This window comes from Streptomyces sp. NPDC002643 (assembly GCF_053592555.1).
On record NZ_JBSFVY010000002.1, the window covers coordinates 456,489 to 476,431 of the forward strand.

The window sequence follows — 19,943 nt, forward strand, 5'->3', positions numbered from 1 at the left end:
GCGCCCTGCAACGCTGGTCCCCCCACGGGCCGGCGAGCAGGGCGCCTTCCCATGTCCCGGTGCGGATTCCCCCCACGGGATCCGGCCGGGCGTCTGGTGGGCCAGCGCCTGAATCGCTGAGCAGAACGGGCGGAACCCGTCCCACCTGTATGCATCTGTTGTGCGGTCGTGCTGCGATCTGCCGGGACCCGTACGTACGGGAGGGCCGCTCAAAGCTCCCCGGTGTACGTGCCCCGGCAACGCAATTCCGGGAACGTCCCCCAAGACATCCCCAGATGCCAGTCACGCCCCCCAAGACGCTTCTGACATCGCCAACTTAGACTCACGAACCCCTTCGGTGGTTACCTTCACACCACTGTGATCTGCGTCTCTTGCCATATGTCCTGAAGATGCGCAAGAGACCCGATCTGGTGATCGAGGTCCCAGCGTAAGGATGATGCGGGAGCCTTGTGAAGAGCTTATGTGAGGCTCAGTCCGGACTCTAGAGGGACTTTTACCCGACTGTCATGCAAATGCCCTGAGTCGCAAGCTGTTCGTGACCACGAAAACGGATGAAAAGGCCATCGCGGCTCCCGCGATCATCGGATTGAGCAGACCGGCCGCGGCCAGCGGCAACGCGGCCACGTTGTAGCCGAAGGCCCAGAGCAGATTGCCCTTGATCGTGGCGAGCGTCCGCCGGGAGAGCCGGATGGCGTCGGCGGCCACCCGAAGGTCTCCGCGCACCAGTGTCAGATCGCTCGCCTCGATCGCCGCGTCCGTCCCCGTGCCCATGGCGAGCCCCAGGTCGGCGGCGGCCAGCGCGGCGGCGTCGTTGACCCCGTCCCCGACCATCGCGACCGTACGGCCCTCGCCCTGGAGACGCCGTACGACCTCGACCTTGTCCTCGGGCAGCACCTCGGCGATCACGTCCTCGGGGGCGATTCCGACCGCCTCGGCCACGGCACGCGCCACGCGCGCGTGGTCCCCCGTCAGCAGCACCGGGGTCAGCCCGAGCGCCCGCAGCTCCCGTACGGCCTCGGCGCTGGTCTCCTTGACCGCGTCGGCCACGGTGAGGACGCCGAGGGGCGCTCCGTCGCGGGTGACCACGACCGCCGTGCGCCCGGCGCTCCCGGCGGCCTCCTTGGCGGCCTCCAGGGCTTCGGGGAGCGGTCCGTCGTGCATCCGGCCCACCTGGACGTCGTAGCCCTCCACGCGGCCGCGTACGCCCCTGCCGGGGACGTTTTCGAAGGACTCGACGGGCGGGAGGGTGCCGACCTGCTCCTCGGCGCCGGTGGCGATCGCGCGGGCCACCGGGTGCTCGGAGGCGTGTTCCAGGGCGCCCGCGAGACGCAGTACGTCCTCTTCGGAGACGCCTTCGGCGGCGTACACCTCCTGGAGGGTCATCCGGCCGGTGGTGACCGTGCCCGTCTTGTCCAGGACGACGGTGTCGACGCGGCGGGTGGACTCCAGGACCTCCGGGCCCTTGATGAGGATGCCGAGCCGGGCGCCCCGGCCCGTGCCCACCATGAGGGCGGTCGGGGTGGCCAGGCCCAGCGCGCACGGGCAGGCGATGATCAGGACCGCCACGGCGGCGGTGAAGGCGGCGGTGGCGTCGTCGGTGGCGCCCAGCCACACCCCGAAGGTGGCGACGGCGAGGAGGACGACGGCCGGGACGAACACCGCCGAGATCCGGTCGGCGAGCCGCTGCACCCGCGCCTTGCCGTTCTGCGCGTCCTCCACCAGACGGGCCATCCGGGCCAGCTGGGTGTCCGCGCCGACCCGCGTCGCCTCGACGACGAGCCGGCCGCCGACGTTGACCGTGGCGCCCGTGACGGCGTCCCCGACGGTCACGTCCACCGGCACGGACTCGCCGGTCAGCATGGAGGTGTCCACCGCCGAGGAGCCCTCGCCGACGGTCCCGTCCGTGGCGAGCTTCTCCCCGGGGCGTACGACGAAACGATCACCTGGGACGAGCTGTCCCACCGGCACGCGTACCTCGCGTCCCGCGCGGAGCACCGACACGTCCTTGGCGCCCAGCTCCAGCAGCGCCCGGAACGCGGCGCCCGCGCGGCGCTTGGCGCGGGCCTCCAGATAGCGGCCCAGCAGGATGAACGTGACGACCCCGGCGGCCACCTCCAGGTAGATCGTCGACGAGGGGTCCGTACGCGCCACGGTGAACGTGAAGCCGTGCCGCATCCCCGGCATGCCCGCGTGCCCCCGGAACAGTGCCCACAGGGACCAGCCGAACGCGGCGAGGGTGCCCAGCGACACCAGCGTGTCCATGGTGGCCGCGCCGTGCCGGAGATTGGTGAGCGCCGCCCGGTGGAACGGCAGCCCGCCCCAGACGACCACGGGCGCGGCCAGCGTCAGCGACAGCCACTGCCAGTTGTCGAACTGCAGTGCCGGGACCATGGACATCAGGACCACAGGGACGGCGAGCAGCGCGGAGACGGTGAGGCGCTGCCGGAGGGCGACGAGTTCGGGGTCCTCCTCGGCGACCGCCCCCGCCTCCGTCGCCGCCTCCGGCTGCGGGGGAGCGGGCGGCGGGGGCTCCTCGGCGGTGTAGCCCGTCTTCACCACGGTGGCGATCAGATCGGCGACCTCCACCCCTACGGGGTAGGTGACCTTCGCCTTCTCCGTCGCGTAGTTCACCGAGGCCGATACCCCGTCCATGCGGTTGAGCTTCTTCTCGACGCGGGCCGCGCAGGAGGCGCAGGTCATGCCGCCGATCAGTAGCTCGACTTCCGAGGGCCGCGCTATGGGGGCCCTGTCGGTGGTGCTGGACATGTTCCGTAGCTCCAGGGATGTGGTGCGGCGCAGCCGCACCCTGAAAGGGGCGCGGGGCTGCGCTGATCTGCGGCTCCGCCGCGCGGGCGCGGCCAGCCACGACGAAGCCGCAGACGAATGGCGCATCATGGCCTCGGCTGCGGAGCGCTCAGGCCTTGCCGACCAGCTCGAAGCCGGCCTCGTCCACGGCGGAGCGCACCGCTTCCTCGTCGAGAGGGGCGGCCGAGACCACGGTGACCTCACCGCTGGAGGCGACGGCCTTCACGGAGGAGACGCCGTCGAGTTGCGAGATCTCGCCGGAGACGGCGCCTTCGCAGTGTCCGCAGCTCATACCGCTGACCTTGTAGACGGCGGTGACGGAACCGGGGGTGTCGGTCTGGGCGGTCATGTCGTTGCTCCTCATCGAGGCGTGTGGGGTGTCAGTACCGGCAGGTACCTCTCCATGACACCCACACTATACCCCTAGGGGGTATGAATCCAAGAGTGGCCCGGCGAGTCCGGAGGGTCGGGAGTGAGCCCGCTCGGGGCCGGTGCCCCGGTCTCAGGGGGTCGGCGTCGGGGTGGCGGCCGTCGGGCCGGGTCCGATCCGGTCGCCGACGAGGGGCTCCAGATAGCGCAGCAGAACGTTCTTCAGCTCCTGGACGTACGCGTCGCGCTCGGCGCCCTCGCTGGCGAGGATCAGCTCCAGGCCGGCCTTGTACATGGCCACGCAGATGTGCGCGGTGCGCGTGACATCGGCGGCGGGCCGGTCGGACAGGAACGGGGAGAGCAGGCCCTCGACCCGCTCCACCAGGGTCTTGTGCAGGGCGTCGTGCTCCTCGGCGATACGGCCGGGGATGTCCGGGCCGTGCATCAGTGTGAAGAACACCGGGTGCCGGCAGTTGAAGTCGATGAACCGGTCGACCGCGGCGGCCACCGCCTGCTCCAGTGGCGTCAACGGGTCGACGGGCGCGAGCGCCTCGCCGTACGCCTCCCGCATCTCGCGCATCAGCCGCTCGCCCAGCTCGATCGCGATCGCTTCCTTGTTCGGGAAGAACTGGTACAGCGTGCCGGGTGAGACGCCGGCCTCGCGGGCGATCGCGTTGGTGCTGGCGGCGGTGTAGCCGGTCGAGGTGAACACGGACGCCGCGGCGTCGAGGAGCTGTGCGATGCGCCGCTCACCACGGGCCTGACGGCGGCGCGGCTGCTCCTTCTCCTGTCCCGCCCGGTCCTTCTCCCCGTGGGGCTGCTCCTTCTCCCGGTTGACGGGTTCCCGGTTGGTGGGCACGCGGTTATCCCCAGCTTTCCGAACGTGATTGACAAACACGAGCTGTCGCTCGCATTCTGGTGAAACGCGAGCGATCTCTCGTGTTTGCCAGTCTATGGCTTGGCGCCCCCATGCCGCCCGGCTGCGCACGCACGGACGAGAGCGACGGATCGGATTGAAGGGGACACCGCACCATGACCGAAGTCAACCGCCCACCCCGAGTGGGTGGCTGGACCCGATTCGTGACCGCGCGCCCCCGGCTCTCCCTCCTGATCGCCCTGCTGATCACGGCCCTGGCGGTGGTGGCGGGCGGCGATGTCGCCGACCGCCTCGGCAGCGGCGGCTGGGAGGACCCGAAGGCCCAGTCGACGTATGCGACCAAGGCCTTGGAGCGGGAGTTCCCCGACTCCCAGCCGAACCTCCTGCTGCTGGTCGACGCGGGGAAGGCCTCGGTCGACGACCCCGAGGTCGCGGCCGAGGCGAAGCGGCTGGCCGGGCGACTCACCGCCGAGAAGGGCGTGACGGGCGTCGGCTCCTACTGGCGGTCCGGCGCCCCCGCCCTGCGCGCCGAGGACGGCCACGAGGCGCTGATAGCGGCCCGCCTCACGGGCGACGACACGACGGTGAACGAGACCCTGGACCGCATCGCCCCCGAATACCGCGGCACGCACGGCCCGGTAGAGGTGAAGGTCGGCGGCATCGTCGCCGTGCGCCACGAGATGCAGTCGATCATCCAGGAGGACCTGCTGCGGGCCGAGATGATCGCGCTGCCCGTCACCCTGGTCCTGCTGGTGATGGTCTTCGGCAGCGCGGTCGCCGCCCTGCTGCCGCTCGGCGTGGGCATCGTCGCCATCCTCGGCACCAACGCCATCCTGCGCGGTCTGACGGAGATCACCGACGTCTCGGTCTTCGCCCTGAATCTGACGACGGCCATGGGTCTGGGCCTGGCCATCGACTACGCCCTGTTCATCGTCCGCCGCTTCCGCGAGGAACTGGCCACAGGGGACACCCCGTTGACGGCGGTCGCCACGACCCTCCGCACGGCCGGCCGCACGGTCCTCTTCTCCGCCCTCACGGTCGCTGTCTCCCTGGCCGCGATGATGGTCTTCCCCCAGTACTTCCTGAAGTCCTTCGCCTACGCGGGCATCGCGGTCGTCCTCCTGGCCGCGGCAGCCGCCCTGATCCTGCTCCCGGCGGCCCTGGTCCTGCTGGGCCACCGCGTCAACGCCCTGGACCTGCGCAAGCTGTTCAGGCGCCGGAAGCCGCACAAGTCGCAGAAGTCGCAGAAGCCGGAGAAGCCGGAGAAGCCGGAGAAGCCGGAGAAGCCGGAGAAGCCGGAGAAGCCGGAGAAGCCGGAGAAGCCGGAGAAGCCGGAGAAGCCGGTGAAGCCGGTGAAGCCGGTGAAGCCGGTGAAGCCGGAGAAGGGTACCCCCGTCGCCGCCGAGGAAGGCTCGGCCTGGGGCCGTATGGCCACCCTGGTCATGCGCAGGGCCCCTTACTTCGCCATCGCCACCACGGCCGGACTGGTCCTCCTGGGCCTGCCCTTCCTGGGCGCGAAGTTCGGCACGGCCGACGACCGCCAACTCCCCTCCTCCGCCGAGTCCCATGTGGTCCAGCAGCACATCAGGGAGGGCTTCCCGGGCAGCCCCGGCGGCGGCCTGGAGATCCTGGCAGAAGGCAGGGCGACCGAGTCCGACTACGCCACCTACAAGGAGCGGATCGCCGGCCTCCCCGAGGTACTGAGGGTGGACGGCCCCCTGGTGAAGGGCGACGCCGCCTACTTCACGGTGCAGCCGAAGGGCGAGCCGGTGGACGAGGGCGCGCAGACCCTGGTGAAGGACATCAGGGCGACCGAGGCCCCCTTCGAAACCTCGGTGACGGGCACGGCGGCGGTCCTGGTGGACACCAAGTCGGCCATAGCGGACGGCCTCCCCTGGGCCCTGTCCTTCATCGCGATCGTCACCCTCCTCCTGGTCTTCCTCCTCACCGGAAGCGTCCTGATCCCCCTCCAGGCGGTCCTGCTGAACGCCCTGAGCCTGACGGCGATGTTCGGCGCCCTGGTCTGGGTCTTCCAGGAGGGCCACTTCTCGGAGGTGCTGTCCTTCACCACCCCGGGCTCCATAGAGACCACCCTCCCCGTCCTGATGTTCTGCGTGGCCTTCGGCCTCTCCATGGACTACGGCGTCTTCCTGCTCTCCCGCATCAAGGAGGAGTACGACCACACGGGCGACCACACGGCCTCGATCCGCTTCGGCCTCCAACGCACCGGCGGCCTGATCACCGCGGCGGCGGTCATCCTGGCCGTGGTGATGATCGCCATAGGCACCTCCCGAGTGACCAACACCAAGATGCTGGGCCTGGGCATAGCCCTCGCCGTCCTGATGGACGCGATGGTCGTCCGCAGCCTCCTGGTCCCGGCGGTCATGCGCCTGACGGGCCGGGCCACCTGGTGGGCTCCCGCCCCGCTGAGGAGGTTCCACGCCCGCTTCGGCCTGAGCGAAGGGGAATCGACTCCGCCGACGACACCGGGTGCCGAGCGGCACCGAGACAGCGAGGAGAGCCGAGCAACCGAGAAGGCACCGAAAGCGCAGACCCAGCCGGAACCGGCGACCCGCCGCTAGGACGTGAGAGGGAGGGGACCGAAGCAGGTGGGGCAACCGTGAGTGAAAGACGCCCTGGGGGCCGGTGAAAGCGGGGCGCAGCCCCGTCTTTCCAGGGGCGCGGGGAACTGCGCGAGCAACCTCCCACAACCGCCACCTACGCACTCATCGCAACCACCCCTCCATCCCCAGCGGGGGTCTGGGGGAGGCAGCCCCCAGAAGCACGCCGACCCGAGCCGATGGGGATGGAAGGGGCACCGCCCCTCGGGATGGGACGGGTAGGGGCGGCGGGGGCGAGAAAATCGCACACGGACAGTGACATGCTGCCCAAAGCCCCACCCAGGGGGCAGCCACAAACGGCACCCCCCATCGAAAGGTGAGACACATGCGCGCGGTGGTGTTCGAGCGGTTCGGGGAGCCGGCCGAGGTGCGGACCGTCCCGGACCCGCACCCGAATCCCCGCGGCGTGGTCGTACGCGTGGAGGCGACCGGCCTCTGCCGAAGCGACTGGCACGGCTGGATGGGCCACGACCCGGACATCACGCTCCCGCACGTCCCGGGCCATGAACTCGCCGGAGTGGTCGAGGCCGTCGGCGCCGCGGTGACCCGCTGGCACCCCGGCGACCGCGTCACCGTCCCCTTCATCTGCGCCTGCGGAACGTGCCCGTCCTGCGCGGCCGGCGACCAGCAGGTGTGCGAGCGCCAGACCCAGCCGGGCTTCACCCACTGGGGCTCCTTCGCCGAGTACGTGGCGCTGGACCACGCCGAGGTGAACCTGGTGGCGCTGCCCGATGCGTTGTCGTACGGCACGGCGGCGGCGCTCGGCTGCCGTTTCGCCACGGCGTACCGCGCGGTCGTGGCGCAGGGCCGGGTCAGGGCGGGGGAGTGGGTGGCGGTGCACGGCTGCGGCGGTGTGGGCCTGTCGGCGGTGATGATCGCGGCGGCCTCGGGCGCGAGGGTGATCGCGGTCGACGTCTCGCCCCAGGCCCTGGACCTGGCCCGCGAGTTCGGCGCGGCGCACTGCGTGGACGCGTCCGCCGCACCGAATGGATCGGACGAACCGGACACGGCGGAGGCGATACGCGACCTGACCGGCGGCGGAGCCCATGTCTCCCTGGACGCCCTGGGCTCCCCGGCGACCTGCGCGGCCTCCGTCAACTCCCTCCGCCGCAGAGGCCGCCACATCCAGGTGGGCCTCCTCCCCACCCCGGACGGCACGACCCCCGTCCCCATGGCCCGAGCGATAGCCCTGGAGCTGGAGTTGCTCGGCAGCCACGGCATGCAGGCCCACGCCTACCCGGAGATGCTGGAAGCCGTCCGCGCGGGCATTCTCCGCCCGGACCTCCTGGTCACCTCGGCGATCCCGCTGGACGCGACCCCGGCGGCCCTCGCGGCCATGGACACGACCCCCGGCAGCGGCGTGACGGTCATCGAACCCTGGACCTGACCCGCCCCTGCGGGGCGCGGCGCGTAAGAACCAGCGGGAGGAGGGTCACTCGGGCCTGCGGTTGCGGTTGCCCGGTCTGGCGGCGACCCAGGCGCGGATGGTGTCGGCGTACCAGAAGGGCTTGCCGCCCTCGACCTGGTCCGGCGGCGGCAGCAACCCGTGTTTGCGGTACGAGCGGACGGTGTCGGGCTGCACACGGATGTGCGCCGCGATGTCCTTGTACGACCAGAGGCAACGGTCGGCCATCAATGGCACCTCCCTGAGCGCGCACCACGGCGACGACCGGAAGGGCCGTAGGGGGAGCCGGACACGCGCTGACGATCACAAACCTGCGCCCGCTCAACGCCGGAGAGTGATCAGGGGAGGCTCGCTGTCGACTCCCTGTGACACAAGCCGCACGCATACGTGACACCTGTGACAAAGGTTCACATCAGCCGCGCCCCAAAAGGGGCGCGGGGAACTGCGCAACCAGCCACGACGATCCCGCAGCCTGCATCAAATCCGCAGTCCCCCGACGCTACCCAGCACCCGGCCCCCAGCGGAGCTACCCGGTACCCCGCCCCCAGCGGAGCGCCTACGCCCCGCAAGACCTCAAGAACGCCCGAGTCCGCTGAGCGATCGGCAGCGGAGTGTCCGGCGCGCACGGATACATGTCCTGCTCCACGATCGCGAACAGGTCGACATCCAGCTTCGCGGCAGCGCTCAGCACCGGCCCGATCTCGGGCACACCCTTCGGCGGCTCGCACATCACGCCCTTGGCGACGGCCGGCCCGAACGGAATCTCGTTGGCCCGGACCTCGGCGAGGATCTCGGGGTCGACCTGCTTGAGGTGGAGGTACCCGATCCGCTCACCGTAGGTCTCGATCAGCTTGACGCTGTCGCCGCCGCAGTAGGCGTAGTGCCCGGTGTCGAGGCACAGCGACACCACGGAGGAGTCGGTGCCGTCCAGGAAGCGGACGACGTTCTCCTCGCTGTCGATATGTGTGTCGGCGTGCGGGTGGACGACGATCTGGAGGCCGTACTTCTCCCGCACCTCCCGCCCGAGCCGCTCGGTCAGCTGGGTGAGGTGGCGCCACTGTTCGACCGTCAGTTCGCTGGGCTCCAGCACCTTGCCCGTCTTGTCGTCCCGCCAGAAGGACGGGATGACGACGAGGTGCCTGGCACCCATCGCCTGGGCGAGCACCGCGTTGTCGGCCACGTGCGCCCAGGTCTTCTCCCAGACGTCGGGGCCGTGGTGCAGCCCGGTGAAGACCGTGCCGGCCGACACTTTCAGGCCACGCTTCTCGGTCTCCTCGCGGAGGACCGCGGGGTCGGTCGGCAGATAGCCGTAGGGGCCCAGCTCGATCCACTCGTAACCGGACGCGGCGACCTCGTCGAGGAAGCGCTGCCAGGGGACCTGCTGAGGGTCGTCGGGGAACCATACGCCCCAGGAGTCCGGCGCCGAGCCGATCCTGATGCGGGAAAGTGAGGACTGAGGTGACAACGACGTCATGGGCGTCAGCTTCAGCCCGGGAAGCGAAGCGTGTCAATAGGTAGTCCGAATGTCTGGACAAAGTATTGACAGGGTCGCTCCGACAGGGCTAGACCTTTACGGAACCGGAGCGTGAAGGGAACTCGATGGCGTACGACCTGATCACCATGGGGCGGATCGGAGTGGACCTGTACCCGTTGCAGACGGGGGTCCCGTTGCCGCAGGTGACGTCCTTCGGGAAGTTCCTCGGCGGCTCGGCGACCAATGTCGCGGTCGCCGCCTCCCGCCTTGGCCGCACCACCGCCGTCATCACCCGTACGGGCGAGGACCCCTTCGGCGAGTACCTCCATCAGGCACTGCGCGACTTCGGCGTCGACGACCGCTGGGTGACCCCGGTCCCCGGGCTGCCGACGCCGGTGACGTTCTGCGAGGTGTTCCCGCCGGACGACTTCCCGCTGTACTTCTACCGCCGCCCCAAGGCCCCGGACCTGGAGATCGACGCCCACGAGCTGGACCTCGACGCCATCCGCGACACCCGGATCTTCTGGATGACCGGCACCGGCCTCAGTGAGGAGCCCAGCCGTACGGCGACGCTCGCGGCCCTCGCCCACCGCGCCAAGGCGGGGACGACCGTCTTCGACCTCGACTGGCGCCCCATGTTCTGGACCGACCCGGCCGAGGCCCGCCCCTTCTACGAGGAGGCCCTGCGCCACACGACGGTCGCCGTCGGCAACCTGGACGAGGTCGAGGTCGCCACCGGCGTACGCGAACCGCAGGCCGCCGCCCGCGCCCTCCTCGACGCCGGGGTCGAACTCGCGGTCGTCAAGCAGGGCCCCAAGGGCGTCCTCGCCGTCAACAGCAAGGGCGAGTCCGCCGAGGTCCCGCCGCTCCCCGTCAATGTCCTGAACGGCCTCGGCGCCGGTGACGCCTTCGGCGGCTCCCTCTGCCACGGCCTCCTCGCCGGCTGGGACCTGGAGACGATCATGCGCAACGCCAACGCGGCCGGCGCGATCGTCGCCTCCCGCCTGGAGTGCTCCTCGGCGATGCCGACCCCCGAGGAGATCGAGGCCGCGGTCGAGGCGGGGGCGGTCCTGTGACCACCACCGACCCGGGCCGCCTGGCTTCGGCGACTGTCCCCGCCCCCGGCGGCCCCCTCAGCCCCATCGACATCTCGGCCCTCGTCCGCACCCGGGTCCGCCACCCCGAAGCGGTCGCCGAAGCGGCGGCCCGCCGTACCCGCCGCCCCCTGATCGGTGACTCCGGCCGCCTGATGATCGTGGCCGCCGACCACCCCGCCCGGGGCGCCCTCGCCGTCGGCGACCGCAAGCTGGCCATGGCCAACCGCGCCGACCTGCTCGAACGGCTGTGCCTGGCGCTTTCCCGCCCCGGCGTCGACGGCGTCCTCGCGACCGCCGACATCCTCGACGACCTGCTCCTTCTCGGCGCCCTCGACAACAAGGTCGTGATGGGCTCGATGAACCGCGGCGGTCTCGCGGGAGCGAGCTTCGAACTCGACGACCGCTTCACCGGCCACCGCCCCGAGGACATCGAGCGCCTCGGCTTCGACGCCGGCAAGCTCCTGCTGCGCATCGACTACGACGACCCGGGCTCCCTCACCACCCTGGAATCCACCGCCCGAGCCGTGGACGCCATGGCCGAACGCAGGCTCCCCGTCTTCGTCGAGCCGTTCCTCAGCCGCCGCGACCCCGTCACCGGCAAGGTCAGGAACGACCTGGGCGCGGAGGCGGTCACCAAGTCGATCGCCATAGCGGCCGGCCTCGGCGGCAGTTCGGCGTACACCTGGTTGAAGCTGCCCGTCACCGAGAACCCGGACGACATGGCGCGCGTCATGGAGACATCGACGCTCCCGGCCGTACTCCTGGGCGGCGAGGTCGGCGACGACCAGGAGGGCGCGTACGAGAAGTGGCGGAGTGCGCTGCGACTGCCCACCGTCCAGGGCCTGGTGGTCGGCCGTTCGCTGCTCTACCCGGCGGACGACGACGTGGCCGCCGCCGTGGACACCGCCGTAGGACTGCTGTGAGGGCCGTATGACACCCCGTATGACACAGAAGACCGAGCTGTACGTCCCGAAGGGGGCGACCGCGCGCGCTCAGTACGCCGTCGACATCGACCCCGAGCGGGCCGGCTGGACCCACAGCAGTCTGCGGATCGTCGAACTCGAAGCGGGCGGCAGCCACACCTTCACCACCGAGGACAGCGAGTGGATCGTGCTGTCCCTGAACGGCTCCTGCACGATTCGGGTAACGGAAACCACCGAGACAACAGAGTTTGAAATCCTGGGCCGGGAGAGCGTGTTCGCCGGAGTCTCCGACTTCGTGTACGCGCCCCGCGACTCCCGGGTACAGATCGCCTCCGGTGCGGGAGGCCGCTTCGCTTTGGCAGGAGCGAGGTGCGAGCGACGACTCCCCGCTCGTTACGGCCCCGCGCCGGAGGTCCCCGTCGAGGACCGAGGCAGTGGCAACTGCGCCCGCCAGGTGCGCAACTTCGCCTCCGCCGACGCCTTCGAGTGCGACCAGCTGATCGCCGTGGAGGTGATCACCCCCGGCGGCAACTGGTCCTCGTACCCGCCCCACAAGCACGACGAGAACCGGCCGGGGGAGGAGACGGAACTCGAAGAGATCTACTACTTCGAGATCGACGGCCCGCACGGCTTCGGCTACCAGCGTGTCTCCCCGTCCCGCGAGGGCGGCTCGGAGGTGCTCGCCGAGGTCCGCTCCGGTGACGCCGTGCTCGTCCCCGACGGCTGGCACGGGCCGTCCATCGCGCAGCCCGGCCACTCCATGTACTACCTGAACGTGATGGCAGGACCCGGCCCCGAGCGCCAGTGGCGGATCTGCTTCCACCCCGACCACACGGAGGGCTACCGATGACCACGGGGACCACACGAACCAACGGGCCCACGGGAACCACGAAGACGACAGGGACGGCCGGAACCACGCGGCTGACCGTCGCCCAGGCCCTCGTCCGCTTCCTCGCCGCCCAGTACACCGAACGCGACGGCGAGCGGCAGCGGCTGATCGGCGCCACCTGGGGCATCTTCGGCCACGGCAACGTCGCCGGCCTCGGCCAGGCGCTGATCGAGTACGCCGACGACATGCCGTACCTCCAGGGCCGCAACGAGCAGTCGATGGTGCACGCGGCGGTCGGCTACGCCCGCCAGTCGGGCCGCCTGTCCACGCACGCGGTGACGACGTCCATCGGCCCCGGCGCGACGAACCTCGTCACCGGCGCCGCCCTCGCCACCATCAACCACCTCCCGGTGCTGCTGCTCCCCGGCGACATCTTCGCCACCCGCCCGGCCGACCCGGTCCTGCAGCAGCTCGAAGTGCCGTACGCCGGTGACATCAGCGTCAACGACAGCCTGCGCCCGGTGTCGAAGTACTTCGACCGGATCACCCGCCCCGAGGCCCTGATCCCGGCCGCGCTCCAGGCGATGCGCGTGCTCACCGACCCGGTCGACACCGGCGCCGTGACGCTTGCCCTCCCGCAGGACGTGCAGGCCGAGGCGTACGACTGGCCGGAGGAGTTCTTCGCCGAGCGGACCTGGACGGTACGCCGCTCCGCCGCCGACCCCACCGAACTGTCCGCCGCCGTGAGGGCGGTCCGCGAGGCCCGCCGCCCCCTGATCGTCGCCGGCGGCGGTGTCCACCACGCCCGCGCGGAGGAGGCCCTCGCCGAACTCGCCGACGCGACGGGCATCCCGGTGGCGTCCACCCAGGCGGGCAAGGGCTCCCTGCGCTACGACCACCCTCAGGACGTCGGCGCCATCGGCCACACCGGCACCGCGACCGCCAACGAACTGGCCCGCACCGCCGACCTGGTGATCGGCGTCGGCACCCGGTACACGGACTTCACCACCGCCTCCGGCACCCTCTTCGCCGCCGACGGCGTCCGCTTCCTCAACCTCAACATCGCCGCCTACGACGGTCACAAGCTCTCCGGCCTGCCGCTGATCGCCGACGCGCGCTCCGCGCTGGAGGAGCTGAACCAGGCCCTCGAACTGCACGGCCACCGCGTCCCGGACGCGTATGTCGCCGAGTACAGCGAGGACAAACAGCGCTGGGAGCACCGCGTCGACGCCTGCTACGAGGCCGACGAGCCCGACACCCGGCCCACCCAGGCCCAGGTCCTCGGCCTCCTCGACGAACTGGTCGACGAGTCCGACATCCTGATCAACGCGGCCGGTTCCCTCCCCGGTGACCTGCACAAACTGTGGCGGGCCCGGTCACGCGACCAGTACCACCTGGAGTACGGCTACTCCTGCATGGGCTATGAGATCCCGGCCGCGATCGGCGTCCGGATGGCCGCCCCCGGCCGCCCGGTATGGGCGCTGGTCGGCGACGGCACCTATCTCATGATGCCGACCGAGATCGTCACGGCCGTCCAGGAGAACGTGCCGATCAAGGTGCTGATCATCCAGAACCACGGTTACGCGTCCATCGGCGGCCTCTCCCAGGAGACCGGCGCCGAGCGCTACGGCACCGCGTACCGTTTCCGCTCCGACGACGGCACCTTCACGGGCGCCCCGCTGCCGGTCGATCTCGCCGCCAACGCGGCCAGCCTCGGCCTGCGGGTGCTGCGCGCCAAGACCGTACGCGAGCTGCGAGCGGCCCTCGCCGAGGCGCGGGCCGCCGACACCCCCACTTGTGTCTACGTGGAGACCGAAACGGCCGACACTGTGTCGGGCCCGCCTCCGGCGCAGGCCTGGTGGGATGTTCCTGTGGCCGAGACCGCGACGCGTCCGTCGGCGGTCAAGGCCCGCGAGGAGTACGACCGGCACGTCTCTGCCCGACGCCGCCATCTGTAAGAAGGAGTTTCTCGGCATGACGAAGATCGTCAACCACTGGATCGGCGGCAAGACCGTCGAAGGCGCGTCGGGTACGTTCGGGCCGGTCACGGACCCGGCGACCGGCGCGGTCACCACGCAGGTCGCGTTCGCGACCGTCGACGAGGTCGACACGGCCGTCGCGACGGCAAAGGAAGCCTTCGCGACCTGGGGCCAGTCCTCGCTGGCGAAGCGCACGGAGATCCTGTTCCGCTTCCGCGCGCTGCTGGACGCCAACCGCGACGCGATCGCGGAGCTGATCACCGCCGAGCACGGCAAGGTCCACTCGGACGCCCTCGGCGAGGTCGCGCGCGGCCTGGAGATCGTCGACCTGGCCTGCGGCATCACCGTCCAGCTCAAGGGCGAGCTGTCCACTCAGGTCGCCACCCGCGTGGACGTCTCCTCCATCCGCCAGCCGCTCGGTGTCGTGGCCGGCATCACGCCGTTCAACTTCCCGGCGATGGTCCCGATGTGGATGTTCCCGATCGCGATCGCGTGCGGCAACACCTTCGTGCTGAAGCCTTCGGAGAAGGACCCCTCGGCGTCCATCAAGATCGCCGAACTCCTCTCGGAGGCGGGCCTCCCGGACGGCGTCTTCAACGTCGTCCACGGCGACAAGGTGGCGGTGGACCGCCTCCTGGAGCACCCGGACGTGAAGGCGGTCTCCTTCGTAGGCTCGACGCCCATCGCCCGCTACATCCACACCACGGCCTCCGCGAACGGCAAGCGGGTCCAGGCCCTGGGCGGCGCCAAGAACCACATGCTGGTCCTCCCCGACGCCGACCTGGACGCGGCCGCCGACGCCGCCGTGTCGGCCGCCTACGGCTCGGCGGGCGAACGCTGCATGGCGATCTCGGCGGTCGTGGCCGTGGGCGCGATCGGCGACGAACTGGTCGAAAAGATCCGCGAACGCGCCGAAAAGATCAAGATCGGCCCGGGCAACGACCCCACCTCCGAGATGGGCCCGCTGATCACGGCCGTCCACCGCGACAAGGTGGCGTCCTACGTCACAGGCGCGGCGGCCGAGGGAGCGGAAGTGGTGCTGGACGGCACCGGCTACACGGTCGACGGCTACGAGAACGGCCACTGGATCGGCATCTCGCTGCTGGACAAGGTCCCGACCACGGCGAAGGCCTACCAGGACGAGATCTTCGGCCCGGTGCTGACCGTGCTGCGCGTCGACACCTACGACGACGGCATCGCCCTCATCAACGCCTCCCCCTTCGGCAACGGCACCGCGATCTTCACCCGCGACGGCGGCGCCGCCCGCCGCTTCCAGCTGGAGGTCGAGGCCGGCATGGTCGGCGTCAACGTCCCGATCCCGGTCCCGGTGGGCTACCACTCCTTCGGCGGCTGGAAGGACTCCCTCTTCGGCGACCACCACATCTACGGCAACGACGGCACCCACTTCTACACCCGCGGCAAGGTCGTCACCACCCGCTGGCCCGACCCGGCCGACGCCCCGTCAGGCGTGGACCTGGGCTTCCCGCGCAACCACTGAATCGCTCCGCTGCAGTGCCGGGCCCCCGCGCGAGAGCTCGGGGGTCCGGGTACGTCGGCGGGTGCGGGCGGGTGGGGGTTGCTCGCGCAGTTCCCCGCGCCCCTGAAAAGCAGGGGCTGCGCCCCGCTTTTATCCGGCCCGCCGGGCCGATGAAAAAGCCGGCCGCAGGCCGCTTTTTCAGGGGCGCGGGGAACTGCGCGACAAGCCCCCACCCGCCCGCACCCGACCCACCCACCCCCTCGGGGGTCAAAGGGGCGCAGCCCCTGTGGATGGGACGGGTAGGGGCGGCGGGGGCGAGGAACCCCGACCCGAACCCCCACTTATCAGGTTGCTGTCGGCTCCCCACATACCGCACCCGCTGTATGCCGAATTCCCCCCGTACGACCGTGGGATGGCCCACACCTCCCCCCGAAGACGGCCCCGGGCCCACACCCCCGCCCCGTACCGTTGACGCATGGATCTTCGACTGCCCGGCCTCCGCCGAGCGCTGACCCGGAGGCCACGACGGACCATCGCCGCCGCAGCCACCGTCGTGGTGCTCGCCGGGGCCGGCACATGGACGGCCACCGCCTCCGACGAGGCCGTACCGGTCACCCGCACCGACCAGCTCATGACGATGGACGGCGGCGTCCGCATAGACACCTCGTACTTCACGGCGGACACAGCGGGCGCGGCGAACGCAGACGCCCGCCGCCCCGCCGTCCTCCTCGGCCACGGCTTCGGCGGCAGCAAGGATGACGTCCGCACCCAGGCCGAGAACCTCGCCCGCGACGGCTACGCGGTACTGACCTGGTCGGCCCGAGGCTTCGGCGAGTCCACCGGCAAGATCGGCCTGAACGACCCGAAGGCCGAGGTCGCGGATGTCTCCCGGCTGATCGACTGGCTGGCGAAGCGCCCCGAGGTGGAGCTGGACAAGGACGGCGACCCCCGCGTGGGCGCGGCCGGAGCCTCGTACGGCGGAGCGATCTCGCTGCTGGCCGCCGGCTACGACGACCGCGTGGACGCCATCGCCCCGGCGATCACGTACTGGAACCTGTCGGACGCCCTGTTCCCGAACGGCGTCTACAAGAAGCTGTGGGCCGGCATCTTCTTCAACACCGGCGGCGGCTGCGAGAAGTTCGAGGAGCAGCTGTGCGAGATGTACGAACGGGTCGCCGAGAGCGGTGAACCGGACGCGGAGGCGGTCAAGCTCCTCGATGAGCGCAGCCCCGAGGCGGTCGGCGACCGTATCAAGGTGCCGACGCTTCTCCTCCAGGGCCAGACCGACTCCCTGTTCCCGCTGGCCCAGGCCGACGCCGCCGCCAAGGCGATCAAGGCGGGCGGCGCCCCCGTGGACGTCGACTGGATCTCCGGCGGCCACGACGGCGGCGACATGGAGACGGACCGCGTCCAGTCACGCGTCACCGCCTGGTTCGACCGCTATCTGAAGGACGACAAGTCCGCCGACACCGGCTCGGCGTTCCGCGTCACCCGCACCCTCGGCTCCGGTTCCAACGACGGCGAGACCCGCCTGGCCGGGACGACGGACGACACCTACCCGGGCCTGGAGAGCGACCAGCGGTCGATCGCTCTCACGGGCCGCGAGCAGACCGTCACCAACCCGGCCGGCGCCAACCCGCCCGCCGTCTCCGCCCTCCCCGGCCTCGGCGCGGCGGCGGGCGGTCTCTCCCAGCTGTCCTCGCTCGGCGTCAGCATCTCCCTGGACTTCCCCGGCCAGTTCGCCGCGTTCGAGTCGAAGCCGTTCGCCGACGATCTCCAGATCACCGGCTCGCCCACGGCGACCGTCCACGTCAAGTCGACCAGCGAGGACGCCGTCCTCTTCGCCAAGGTCTACGACGTCGGCCCGGACGGCCGCTCCCAGGTCCTGCCCTCCCAACTCGTCGAACCCGTCCGGGTGGAGGGCGCCAGGTCCGGCAAGGACGTGAAGCTCACGCTCCCGGCCATCGACTACGACCTGGACGACGGCCACCGCCTCCGTCTGGTCCTCGCCTCCACCGACCTCGGCTACGCCTCCCCGGTCGCCCCGGCGACGTACACCGTCTCCCTCAAGGGCGACCTGGAGGTGCCCACGCCGCTGGCCGACGCCGAACAGGCGGGCACGCTGCCCGCCTGGGTCTGGTACCTGCCGCTCACGGGCGCGCTGATCGCCGCCGCGCTGCTGATCACGGGCCGCCGCCGCACGGTGGTCCCGGCCCCGGCCGACCCGGCACTCGCCGAAGTCCCGCTGCAGATCACGGATCTGAGCAAGAAGTACGCGAACGGCGACCGCTACAGCGTCCGCGATCTCTCCTTCCGGGTGGAGAAGGGCCAGGTCCTCGGCCTGCTCGGGCCGAACGGCGCGGGCAAGACCACCACCCTGCGCATGCTCATGGGCCTGATCCGCCCGGACGCCGGCGAGATCCGTGTCTTCGGCCACGCGATCGTGCCGGGCGCACCCGTACTGTCTAGGGTCGGCGCCTTCGTCGAGGGCGCGGGCTTCCTCCCGCACCTCTCCGGCCGCGAGAACCTGGAGCTGTACTGGCAGGCCACCGGCCGCCCGCCGGAGGACGCCCACATGGAGGAGGCGTTGGAGATCGCCGGTCTCGGCGACGCCCTCGCCCGCGCGGTGCGCACCTACTCCCAGGGCATGCGCCAGCGCCTCGCCATCGCCCAGGCCATGCTCGGCCTGCCCGATCTGCTCATCCTCGACGAGCCGACCAACGGACTCGACCCGCCGCAGATCCGCGAGATGCGCGAGGTCATGATCCGCTACGCGGCGGCCGGCCGTACGGTCATCGTCTCCAGCCATCTTCTGGCCGAGGTCGAACAGACCTGCACCCACCTGGTCGTCATGGACCACGGACAGCTCGTCCAGGCGGGCCCGGTCGGCGAGATCGTCGGCTCCGGCGACACCCTGCTCGTCGGCACCTCCGTCCCCGTGGAGGAGCCCGTCGTCGAAAAGGTCGCCGCCCTGCCCGGCGTCGAGTCGGCCCTGCGCACCGACGACGGCCTGGTCGTCCGCCTCGGCCCGACCGGCAGCGCCCGCGCCCTGGTCACCGAGCTGGTACGGCTGGAGGTCCCCGTGGAGTCGGTCGGCCCCCACCGCCGCCTCGAAGACGCCTTCCTCACCCTGATCGGAGAGTCCGCATGAGCACGCTGGCCGAGCGCGCCGAACGCGACGAAACGGGTGCCTCCGGCCAGGACGGCGGCCCCGCGAAGCCCCCCGTCGAGGTCGCCGACGGCTACCGCGCCGCCCGCACCCTCCCCCTGAGGGTCGAGCTGGTCCGGCAGTTGAAGCGCCGCCGCACGATGGTCATGGGCGGGGTGCTGTTCGCCCTGCCGATCATCCTGGTGATCGCCTTCCAGCTCGGCAGCCCCGGCGAGGGCGGCAACCGGGTCAACCTGATGGACACGGCCACGGCGTCCGGCGCGAACTTCGCCGCGGTGAACCTCTTCGCCGCCGCGGGCTTCCTGCTGGTCATCCCCGTCGCCCTGTTCTGCGGGGACACGGTCGCCTCGGAGGCCAGCTGGTCCTCCCTGCGCTATCTCCTCGCCGCGCCCGTACCGCGCGCCCGACTGCTGTGGTCGAAGCTGGTCGTGGGCCTCACCCTCAGCCTCGCCGCGATCGTCCTGCTCCCGGTGATCGCCCTGGTCATCGGCTCGATCGCCTACGGCTGGGGCCCGCTCCAACTGCCCACCGGCGGTGAACTGTCCACGGGCACCGCCCTGCAGGCCCTGCTGATCACCGTGGGCTACACCTTCGTCTTCCAACTGGTCACCGCCGCCCTGGCGTTCTGGCTCTCCACCCGCACCGACGCCCCCCTCGGCGCGGTCGGCGGAGCCGTCGGCCTCACCATCATCGGCAGCGTCCTCGACGAGGTCACCGCCCTCGGCGACTGGCGCGACTTCGTCCCCGCGCACTGGCAGTACGCCTGGCTCGACGTCGTCCAGCCCCAGCCCGACTACTCCGACATGATCCAGGGCGCCTCCCTCTCGATAACGTACGCGCTCATCCTGTTCGCCCTGGCCTTCAGGGGTTTCGGCAGCAAGGACGTCGTCTCCTAGGTCAACGGAGGATCACCCACCG

The 19,943-nt window shown here is 70.8% G+C and carries 14 protein-coding genes; 9 read left to right on the forward strand and 5 right to left on the reverse strand.

What is annotated here, in order from left to right; translation table 11 throughout:
- Positions 1 to 504: 504 nt before the first annotated feature.
- The 3 genes from ACWD4G_RS04660 to ACWD4G_RS04670 all read right to left on the reverse strand — a co-directional run bounded on the left by ACWD4G_RS04660 (position 505) and on the right by ACWD4G_RS04670 (position 3,916).
- Positions 505 to 2,766 carry a heavy metal translocating P-type ATPase gene (locus ACWD4G_RS04660; RefSeq protein ID WP_451290713.1) on the reverse strand — a complete coding sequence of 754 codons (2,262 nt, stop codon included), beginning with the start codon at positions 2,764 to 2,766 and terminating at the stop codon, positions 505 to 507.
- 148 nt (positions 2,767 to 2,914) lie between these two features.
- On the reverse strand, positions 2,915 to 3,154 hold the full coding sequence (locus tag ACWD4G_RS04665; protein ID WP_451290714.1) for a heavy-metal-associated domain-containing protein: 240 nt from the start codon (positions 3,152 to 3,154) through the stop codon (positions 2,915 to 2,917).
- A 153-nt stretch (positions 3,155 to 3,307) separates the two neighbouring features.
- Positions 3,308 to 3,916, reverse strand: coding sequence for a TetR/AcrR family transcriptional regulator (locus ACWD4G_RS04670; RefSeq protein WP_451290776.1), 609 nt, complete (start codon positions 3,914 to 3,916; stop codon positions 3,308 to 3,310).
- Between the two features lie 290 nt (positions 3,917 to 4,206).
- Here ACWD4G_RS04670 and ACWD4G_RS04675 point away from each other — a divergent pair, with 290 nt between their 5' ends.
- Both ACWD4G_RS04675 and ACWD4G_RS04680 read left to right on the forward strand, forming a co-directional pair.
- Positions 4,207 to 6,633 carry an MMPL family transporter gene (locus ACWD4G_RS04675; RefSeq protein WP_451290715.1) on the forward strand — a complete coding sequence of 809 codons (2,427 nt, stop codon included), beginning with the start codon at positions 4,207 to 4,209 and terminating at the stop codon, positions 6,631 to 6,633.
- A 364-nt stretch (positions 6,634 to 6,997) separates the two neighbouring features.
- Complete coding sequence (locus tag ACWD4G_RS04680) at positions 6,998 to 8,059, forward strand: zinc-dependent alcohol dehydrogenase family protein (RefSeq protein ID WP_451290716.1); 1,062 nt, start codon at positions 6,998 to 7,000, stop codon at positions 8,057 to 8,059.
- A gap of 45 nt (positions 8,060 to 8,104) precedes the next feature.
- Here the strand turns inward: ACWD4G_RS04680 and ACWD4G_RS04685 are convergent, their stop codons facing one another.
- Both ACWD4G_RS04685 and ACWD4G_RS04690 read right to left on the reverse strand, forming a co-directional pair.
- Complete coding sequence (locus ACWD4G_RS04685; protein ID WP_451290717.1) at positions 8,105 to 8,305, reverse strand: helix-turn-helix transcriptional regulator; 201 nt, start codon at positions 8,303 to 8,305, stop codon at positions 8,105 to 8,107.
- Positions 8,306 to 8,633: 328 nt separating this feature from the next.
- Positions 8,634 to 9,551, reverse strand: coding sequence for a sugar phosphate isomerase/epimerase family protein (locus ACWD4G_RS04690; RefSeq protein WP_451290718.1), 918 nt, complete (start codon positions 9,549 to 9,551; stop codon positions 8,634 to 8,636).
- 125 nt (positions 9,552 to 9,676) lie between these two features.
- On the opposite strand from ACWD4G_RS04690, the gene iolC reads away from it, so the two are divergent.
- The 7 genes from iolC (at position 9,677) to ACWD4G_RS04725 (ending at position 19,921) form a co-directional block, all read left to right on the forward strand.
- Positions 9,677 to 10,627 carry a 5-dehydro-2-deoxygluconokinase gene (gene iolC, locus ACWD4G_RS04695; RefSeq protein ID WP_451290719.1) on the forward strand — a complete coding sequence of 317 codons (951 nt, stop codon included), beginning with the start codon at positions 9,677 to 9,679 and terminating at the stop codon, positions 10,625 to 10,627.
- A 65-nt stretch (positions 10,628 to 10,692) separates the two neighbouring features.
- Complete coding sequence (locus ACWD4G_RS04700; protein WP_451290777.1) at positions 10,693 to 11,571, forward strand: Cgl0159 family (beta/alpha)8-fold protein; 879 nt, start codon at positions 10,693 to 10,695, stop codon at positions 11,569 to 11,571.
- Positions 11,572 to 11,590: 19 nt separating this feature from the next.
- Positions 11,591 to 12,421: a 5-deoxy-glucuronate isomerase gene (gene iolB / locus ACWD4G_RS04705; RefSeq protein ID WP_451290720.1), complete on the forward strand. Its 831-nt coding sequence runs from the start codon at positions 11,591 to 11,593 to the stop codon at positions 12,419 to 12,421.
- Positions 12,418 to 14,358, forward strand: a complete 1,941-nt coding sequence (iolD, locus tag ACWD4G_RS04710) for a 3D-(3,5/4)-trihydroxycyclohexane-1,2-dione acylhydrolase (decyclizing) (RefSeq protein ID WP_451290721.1) — start codon at positions 12,418 to 12,420, stop codon at positions 14,356 to 14,358. Before iolB ends, iolD begins: the two co-directional genes overlap by 4 nt.
- Positions 14,359 to 14,374: 16 nt before the next feature.
- Positions 14,375 to 15,877, forward strand: coding sequence for a CoA-acylating methylmalonate-semialdehyde dehydrogenase (gene mmsA / locus ACWD4G_RS04715; protein ID WP_451290722.1), 1,503 nt, complete (start codon positions 14,375 to 14,377; stop codon positions 15,875 to 15,877).
- Positions 15,878 to 16,331: 454 nt separating this feature from the next.
- The gene (locus tag ACWD4G_RS04720; protein WP_451290723.1) at positions 16,332 to 19,007 is read left to right on the forward strand and encodes an alpha/beta fold hydrolase; all 2,676 of its coding nucleotides are present in this window, start codon (positions 16,332 to 16,334) and stop codon (positions 19,005 to 19,007) included.
- Positions 19,004 to 19,921, forward strand: coding sequence for an ABC transporter permease (locus ACWD4G_RS04725; RefSeq protein ID WP_451290724.1), 918 nt, complete (start codon positions 19,004 to 19,006; stop codon positions 19,919 to 19,921). The genes ACWD4G_RS04720 and ACWD4G_RS04725 overlap by 4 nt, the downstream gene beginning before the upstream one ends.
- Positions 19,922 to 19,943: the final 22 nt, after the last annotated feature.

Coding starts and splice junctions, on each gene's coding strand:
- ACWD4G_RS04660 (WP_451290713.1), bottom strand. CDS start 2,766: ATGTCCAGCACCACCGACAGGGCCCCCATAGCGCGGCCCTCGGAAGTC.
- ACWD4G_RS04665 (WP_451290714.1), bottom strand. CDS start 3,154: ATGACCGCCCAGACCGACACCCCCGGTTCCGTCACCGCCGTCTACAAG.
- ACWD4G_RS04675 (WP_451290715.1), top strand. CDS start 4,207: ATGACCGAAGTCAACCGCCCACCCCGAGTGGGTGGCTGGACCCGATTC.
- ACWD4G_RS04680 (WP_451290716.1), top strand. CDS start 6,998: ATGCGCGCGGTGGTGTTCGAGCGGTTCGGGGAGCCGGCCGAGGTGCGG.
- ACWD4G_RS04685 (WP_451290717.1), bottom strand. CDS start 8,305: ATGGCCGACCGTTGCCTCTGGTCGTACAAGGACATCGCGGCGCACATC.
- ACWD4G_RS04690 (WP_451290718.1), bottom strand. CDS start 9,551: ATGACGTCGTTGTCACCTCAGTCCTCACTTTCCCGCATCAGGATCGGC.
- iolC (WP_451290719.1), top strand. CDS start 9,677: ATGGCGTACGACCTGATCACCATGGGGCGGATCGGAGTGGACCTGTAC.
- iolB (WP_451290720.1), top strand. CDS start 11,591: ATGACACAGAAGACCGAGCTGTACGTCCCGAAGGGGGCGACCGCGCGC.
- iolD (WP_451290721.1), top strand. CDS start 12,418: ATGACCACGGGGACCACACGAACCAACGGGCCCACGGGAACCACGAAG.
- mmsA (WP_451290722.1), top strand. CDS start 14,375: ATGACGAAGATCGTCAACCACTGGATCGGCGGCAAGACCGTCGAAGGC.
- ACWD4G_RS04720 (WP_451290723.1), top strand. CDS start 16,332: ATGGATCTTCGACTGCCCGGCCTCCGCCGAGCGCTGACCCGGAGGCCA.
- ACWD4G_RS04725 (WP_451290724.1), top strand. CDS start 19,004: ATGAGCACGCTGGCCGAGCGCGCCGAACGCGACGAAACGGGTGCCTCC.